The sequence below is a fragment of the Vibrio sp. 2134-1 genome (assembly GCF_033339495.1).
Window position 1 is genome coordinate 1 of record NZ_JAWOUS010000988.1, and the last position, 511, is coordinate 511.

The 511-nt window shown below is 44.6% G+C and carries 1 protein-coding gene; it reads right to left on the reverse strand.

The window, feature by feature from the left end; translation table 11 throughout:
- Positions 1-511: dihydropteroate synthase (folP, locus tag R7R78_RS29630; RefSeq protein WP_225475030.1), on the reverse strand; the 511-nt coding region annotated here is incomplete at both ends.

Genomic DNA, 511 nt, shown 5'->3' on the forward strand with positions numbered 1-511 from the left:
AATATTGTTTTGCGTCATTTCGACAATTTTCATTGCTTCAATAGTTTCTTCAAAATCATGAACACGAATGATCTGCGCGCCTTTCATGGCAGCAATCGTGGCACAAACGACACTGGCGTTAGTGCAATCTGCTGCGGGCTTATTAAGCAGCTTGAAAATCATTGATTTACGAGACATGCCCGCCAAGATAGGCAGACCGAACTCATGAAACTTCTCGAGATGAGCGAGCATATGATAATTGTGTTCAATGGTTTTGCCAAAGCCAAAACCAGGATCGAGGATAAGTTGAGACTTATTGATACCTACGGCTTCACAAGCAGCTATGCGCTCTTCCAGAAACTGAGCGACGTCATCCATCAAGTTCTCGTACTGAGGGCTTTCCTGCATAGTTCTAGGTTGCCCCTTCATATGCATTAAGCAAACAGGTAGTTTTGATGCAGCCGCAACTTGAAGTGCCCCAGGTTCTTGTAACGCACGGATATCGTTAATTAGATCCGCACCAACAGCGATA